The sequence below is a fragment of the Vibrio sp. Vb0667 genome (assembly GCF_033391095.1).
In genome coordinates this window covers 1-1,156 of the sequence record NZ_JAWPOL010000294.1, presented here as the reverse complement: position 1 = coordinate 1,156, position 1,156 = coordinate 1, and the positions used below count along the sequence as shown (strand labels likewise).

At 49.2% G+C, this 1,156-nt stretch carries 1 protein-coding gene; it reads left to right on the top strand.

Translation table 11 applies throughout. The features are described 5' to 3' along the window. Positions 1–1,026: undecaprenyldiphospho-muramoylpentapeptide beta-N-acetylglucosaminyltransferase (gene murG, locus R8269_RS25385; RefSeq protein ID WP_318222933.1), on the top strand; the 1,026-nt coding region annotated here is incomplete at its 5' end. Positions 1,027–1,156 lie beyond the last annotated feature (130 nt).

Genomic DNA, 1,156 nt, shown 5'->3' with positions numbered 1-1,156 from the left:
GGCGGTCACGTATTCCCAGGTTTGGCGGTAGCAAAACAGCTTCAAGAGCAAGGTTGGGAGATCCGTTGGTTAGGTACAGCGGATCGAATGGAAGCCGATTTGGTGCCAAAGCATGGTATTGAGATCGACTTTATCAAAGTAAAAGGTCTGCGAGGCCAAGGCGTTAAACGTCTTTTAGCTGCCCCTTTTCAAATTATTAATGCCATCATGCAAGCACGAGCGCACATGAAGCGCTGGCAGCCGGATGCCGTTTTAGGTATGGGCGGCTATGTGAGTGGTCCGGGTGGTATCGCGGCTTGGTTAAGCGGTATCCCGGTTGTTCTACACGAACAAAACGCGGTTGCAGGTTTAACAAATCAATGGCTATCAAAGATCGCTAAGAAAGTCTTTCAAGCGTTTCCCGGCGCATTTCCTTCTGCGGCGGTTGTCGGTAACCCAGTACGTGAAGACGTAACGCAGTTGGATGAGCCCGCTCAACGTATGCAAGAGAGAGAAGGACCAATTCGTATTCTTGTTATGGGCGGCAGCCAAGGGGCGCGTATTCTTAATCAAACATTGCCAGCGGTGATGGCAAACTTGGGACAAGACTACTGTATTCGTCATCAAGCAGGTAAAGGCGCAGCGCAAGAAGTGCAAGCTGCTTATCAAGCGAACAATGTTGCTAATGCAGAAGTGACCGAGTTTATTGATGATGTTGCACAAGCGTATGCGTGGGCAGATCTGCTAGTGTGCCGTTCTGGCGCATGGACGGTAGCTGAAGTCTCAGCAGCAGGTGTAGGCGCGATTTTTATCCCGTTCATGCATACAGACCGTCAACAGGCACTGAATGCCGACCACTTAGTGGAATGCGGTGCTGCGAAGATGATTGAACAACCTGATTTAACCGTGGAGTCTTTGACTCAACAGATCCAACAATTGGATCGCCAAGCTTTACTTTCAATGGCTCAAAAGGCACGCAGTGCCGCAAAATTAGATGCTGACAAAGTTGTCGCACAAGCCATTGTCGCTTTGACCGAAAAGCGTTAACGAATTATTGAGAATCGAATTAATGACTATCCAACATACACAAGACTTAGCTCAGATTCGCGCGATGGTACCAGAAATGCGTCGCGTGAAATGCATCCACTTCATCGGTATCGGTGGTGCGGGCATGAGC